At 47.0% G+C, this 5,240-nt stretch carries 4 protein-coding genes; 3 read left to right on the forward strand and 1 reads right to left on the reverse strand.

Annotated elements, in window-relative coordinates; all coding sequences use genetic code 11:
* The first annotated feature begins 187 nt into the window (after nt 1–187).
* Both H6F80_RS00380 and H6F80_RS00385 read left to right on the forward strand, forming a co-directional pair.
* Complete coding sequence (locus H6F80_RS00380; protein WP_190789643.1) at nt 188–451, forward strand: DUF3146 family protein; 264 nt, start codon at nt 188–190, stop codon at nt 449–451.
* A 907-nt stretch (nt 452–1,358) separates the two neighbouring features.
* On the forward strand, nt 1,359–2,699 hold the full coding sequence (locus H6F80_RS00385) for an AAA-like domain-containing protein (protein WP_190789644.1): 1,341 nt from the start codon (nt 1,359–1,361) through the stop codon (nt 2,697–2,699).
* A gap of 369 nt (nt 2,700–3,068) precedes the next feature.
* On the opposite strand, the gene H6F80_RS00390 is transcribed toward H6F80_RS00385, so the two are convergent.
* Nucleotides 3,069–3,704 carry a hypothetical protein gene (locus H6F80_RS00390; protein WP_190789645.1) on the reverse strand — a complete coding sequence of 212 codons (636 nt, stop codon included), beginning with the start codon at nt 3,702–3,704 and terminating at the stop codon, nt 3,069–3,071.
* Nucleotides 3,705–4,163: 459 nt separating this feature from the next.
* Here H6F80_RS00390 and H6F80_RS00395 point away from each other — a divergent pair, with 459 nt between their 5' ends.
* A complete protein-coding gene (locus H6F80_RS00395) occupies nt 4,164–5,219 on the forward strand; it encodes a DUF2382 domain-containing protein (RefSeq protein WP_190789646.1) in 1,056 nt (351 codons plus the stop codon).
* Nucleotides 5,220–5,240 lie beyond the last annotated feature (21 nt).

Raw genomic sequence — 5,240 nt, forward strand, 5'->3', positions numbered from 1 at the left:
AACCCAGTTCCAAAATTAGCTCCAAGGTCAGCTCCAAGGTCAGCTTCAAGGTCAGTGAGTCAAAGGTTCATTGTTTAATTTCTGATTTGCAGGTAGATCTTTTGCCAAGTAGCCAGACCGGCTCAGTGGGTCTTAACCCAGTCAAAGCCCCTTTTGAACTAGTGTCTAATGCAGAGAGTGTGCGATCGTGAGTGCTAAGCGTTTGCCCCAAACTACCGCCTATGTAAGGATTACTCATCAGTCCTGGCAGCAAGGCAAGATCGAAGGTGAAGTGCGAGCCAGTGAGTATGAGTGGCATTTTCAGTGGCGGTTTAAGCAGGGCATTTTGTCGGTCGAGCCTTCTCTGGGAAGGGCGTTAATTAAGGAGCCGCTGAGCCGATTTTTAGAAAGCTGTGACTACCAGCTTGAGCCGGGTGGGGACTATTCGTTTACAATCCGAGGTGAAATCTAGGTTTCGTCACGGCTGCTCTCAACGGTTCTTGAAAACGGAAGTGGGGTTTGGCTGTACTGCGATCGATTTGCCTACTCTCACCGATTGCCTGCTCTCCCTTACTGCGTGGTGAATCACCACCTTCTTATTAAATCAATCAAAATAGGATGAAAAATTAAGCTGTAGATGTTGTTCTATCTATAGGGTTGAAGTCTGAGGGTTGAAATCTGTAGGGTTAAAATTGCTCGATCGGTTAAGCAAACGATCAATTAGATTTCCTTATTTTATTCTTAAGCAAAAGCGTCCTAGTCTCAAAGGCGATAAGCCTTCACAGACGAGCGAATCCAGGATAAAAAATTCGATTTCTGGCGTTGCTGAATCGGGATATGAACGGTGCAAATTTAGCTTCTGCATCGCCCCTAAATCCCCCAATGCTGGGGGACTTTGAATTCTGGTTCCCCCGAACTTTGGGGGGCTGGGGGGGCGTATCATAGGCTTATTCAGCAACGCCCGATTTCCCTTTATGCTGCAATCTAAAACGATCGAACATTGATTCATCGCACTTTGACAAAAGCCGATAGCAAGAGTCGATGCTTCTGCAATTCAAGGGCAGTCCACTCACAAGTTAAGCCGGTTTAATGTAGTCTATCCTCAGGTTAGCCGCAGGAGCCATCCATAAGAACTTGAAACAGGCGGCAGCTTCCAGAAATTTTTGTTCGCCTTAAGTTGTCTTCTCAAGATACGCCAGAAATTAGAGTAGTTTTTCACGATAAAAATACGACATTCTAATTTTAGCTTGCGCCCTAGAAAAATCGGGTTCTTTGTCAGAGTTTGCTGAAATTTATGAAGGAAAAACTCAGTTATATTGATGAACTTATTGCTTTTAGCATATATCTCTTAGATATATTCTCTTCGGGTAACTTTGCAGATGGCGCAGCAGTTCCAATCGTCCAGACGAAAACGAGGAGTGATTCTAAGCTCTAGAGGATGGCAGCGAGTACAAAGTGCTGAGCAAAAATCAGCAGAGCAGGACAACGGGAGCCGTGCCTATACGCTCGATCAGCTCAGCGAACGAACGGGCTTAAGCCCGAATACCATTACAAAAGTCCGACGACGCCGATTAGCAGTCGATCGACAAACGCTGGAGTTCTACTTTAGTGCAGTGGGTCTAGAACTCACCCCTGAAGACTACATCAGCCTTGATCCTGACACTGCAAATGTGTCCCGTTCTCAAACTCCTCTACAGGGGCAAGTTCCGCTTGACTCGCCCTACTACATTGAGCGCCAGCCAGACGAGCAGATTGCTTACGAAGAGGTCTTGCAGCCCGGTGCGCTGATTCGGATTAAGGCTCCCCAGCAATCTGGGAAAACATCTTTGATGACCCGAATTCTTGCTTCTGCACGGGACAAAGGAATGCGAGAAGCCGTTGTCAGCTTACAGCTTGCAGATTCTAGTGTTCTCACCGATTTCAATCGCTTTCTTCGCTGGTTTTGCGCCGTTGTCACCCACAGCTTGCACCTGCCGAACCGGGTCGATGAGTATTGGAATGAGGTTTATGGCAGCAGCTATAACTGCACCAACTATTTTGAGCGGTACTTGCTGACTGAAATTGACAATCCAATCGTTCTAGCGTTGGATGAAGGCGATATTCTGTTCAAGCATCCTATTCTGGCGAATGATTTTATGGCAATGGTGCGTGCCTGGAATGAAAAATCACGCTATGGCAATGATGGCAGCGAACTGTGGCAGCAGCTACGCCTTGTCGTTATCCACTCCGCTGAATCGCTGGTTGGTTTACCGTTTAATCTAAACCATTCTCCCTTCAACATTGGGCTGTCGATCGAATTAAAGAACTTTAATCAGGAACAAGTTCAGGAACTCATCCAGCGTTACGGCATTAATAATCATCAGCGAATTGCACCGGATTTGATGAGCTTTTTAGGCGGTATTCCCTATCTCATTCAGCTGACGCTGCACCACATTAGCAATCGTGAGGTTTCATTCTCTCAGATTAAGGAAGAAGCAATTTCGACAAACAGCATCTTTAGTTCTCATCTTCGTAACCTATTCGCAAAACTACAGCAATCCTATCCGCAGCTTATTCCACTGTTACAGCAAGTAGTCAATGCATCAGAGCCGATCGTTCTAGATCCGATCGATGCTTTTAACTTGCAGTGTGTTGGACTCATTCGCTCAATAAATTTACACGTCGAGCCAAGCTGTATACTGTATCAGCAGTATTTCTCCCAGGTGCTACGGCGTTTCTAGTCCGCACTTAAGCTACACTACTTTTTGATTTTTTTAATCATCAGGTCGCATCTTTATAATTATCAGGCTGCATCAATCATATCTCCGTAGCCATCTTCTTAAAACAGTTCTGCTTGCCTGAATTTATAACAATTAAGCTTATGTCAATCAAATTATCAACTAGATCTACAGCAATTCAATCTACAGCAAATTTACAATCAAAAAGGGTGAGCCGTTCACCCACCCCAATAATCGGTTGATGTTTCTGTAGTTTTCGCTGCAGGTTTGTAATCGATCGACGATCGGCTAATTGACCAGCATATTCATCATTTCGTTCGCTATAGATCCACCAACCCATCCATTAATGCTTACGAAAAGCATGAGGAAGAATTAAACATCCGTGCGGGCAACGACGGTGCGGGGGCTACGAGTGCCAATCGACGAACCAATCAAAGCCGAAATCAGACCGAGTAGCGAACCCAGTACAAATGACCAGCCAACCTTTGCGGCATTTCCTGCAATATCGCGAGCTTCCTGCGGATTAACGTTCGGAGCCTGATCCGGCAGATTTGTCGCTGCTCCAGGAACTTGCTGAAGCACGTCGCCTGCATTAGAAGCCACTACACCAAACGCACCAGATACACCGCTGGACAATAGCCAAGCGCTAGCGGCCAAAGTGGTCGCCCATAGAATTGCACCATTCAGTAAAGCAGTGCTGCGATTCATTGGACCACAAGAACGAGCCGTTACCCAGCCGCCCAAAAACAGGGAAATCAGTAGGCTGATAATTGACCAGATGCCAACTGCCGTCCCAACATCACCCGCAGCCGCACCGGGAGCACCCGCACCAGCCAGCGAAGACAGGCCGATCGCTGCACCCAAAGCACTTAGAACAAGCTGGGAGGCGATTGCAGTCATGAGTCCAGCCAGAATCGGACCCCAACGAACACGATCATGATAGTCTGCGGCAGCGACTACAGCAGGGCGATCCATTACTCTACTCACGGGGTCATTGTTGTATGCCATACGTTATTTTCTCCTGATAAGCACGAGTATCGAAACTAAATATCAAACAGTGCCGTTTTTTCAAGCGTTATTCACGTCCGCAAGTAGACCTATGCATTTGCATACATTAGAAGCCATGAAAGAAGCTACAAACGCAGGAGCACTTCAAACCTTGAAACCGACACGAATGATTAGCAATAACTTAAAAATAGGCAGTAAAGATAGATGTTACACCTATCTTGAGAGGTAAGTTTTTCTTGGTAGATTAATTGATATTTCCTCATTAGATAATAATCTTAGCATTTGAAGTAATGGTCTTAAAACGCTCTTAACCAGGCGATCGAGTAAAGGTAAAACTTAAGTAAATTACAGAACTGACTAAAGACGAGGGTGAACTAAGCCGGTAGGAGGAGGGTGTTTCCTTCTCCAATGTTTAGTGTTTACATATAGCTTTGTTTGAAAAATTGAGGAAAAACTGATATGGCTCTCTACAAGATTAAAGACTTTTATCCCGACTACCGCGAACACTTTGGCGACCACGATGTGATGGGATACGATCTGTATTCCGGCACGGATAAAGTGGGTTCTGTGGATAACCTGCTGGTTGATGATGAAGGACGCTTTCGTTACCTGATCATTAACACGGGTGCATGGATTTTTGGTAAGAAGGTGTTGCTGCCGATCGGTCGTGCTCGTATTGACTACAACGATCGTCATGTCTATGTAGATGGACTGACCCGTGAACAGGTTGAAAATCTGCCTGAGTACGACGGTTCTGTGCCTGCTGACTTCGATTACGAAGAGCGTGTTCGTGGCGTGTATCGTTCGCCCTCCAGTGGCACATCCATGGGGACTGGAGCGATGGCTGCTGGTGCAATGGGTTCGACTGCTGCTGCAAGCACCAATCCGATCAACACCGCAACGCCGCTGGACACTCCGACCGCACTCACCGATGTTTCCGCAACCAGCGACGTGAGCCGTCGTGATGTTGTCGCCGATCGCGATGTAAGCTCCAGCAAGAATCCGATCGAGCGTGCTGGCGATGCAATTGGCAACACTGTTGATCGGGTTACCAACCGCGACAGCTATCGCTACGACGAGCACGATCGCGACCTATATGCCTTGAACGATCAGCATCACCAAACCCTGCGCCTATATGAAGAGCGGCTGATTGCGAACAAGCAGCGTCAGAGAACGGGCGAAGTGATCGTGGGCAAGCACGTTGAAACCGAGCAGACTCAAGTTAATGTGCCGATCGAGAGAGAGCGTGTTGTCATTGAGCGCACCACTCCAGTAGACCGGGTTGTTTCTGGCACAGACGTTAATGCCTTTAACGAAGGCGATGTCGTTCGGATGGAAGTGTACGAAGAAGTACCCGATATCCGTAAGGAAACGGTTCTGCGTGAAGAAGTGACCGTTCGCAAAGAAGTCGATCGCGATACCGTGACAGCAGATGAAACGATCCGCCGTGAACGTCTAGACATCGACAAAGACGGCAACCCGAACATCAATAACACAGATCTGCCGAACGTGTAATTAGCGCATTCTGCTGAACAA

Origin of the sequence: Leptolyngbya sp. FACHB-711 (genome assembly GCF_014695615.1) — a bacterium.
Lineage (GTDB): Bacteria > Cyanobacteriota > Cyanobacteriia > Elainellales > Elainellaceae > Leptolyngbya_A.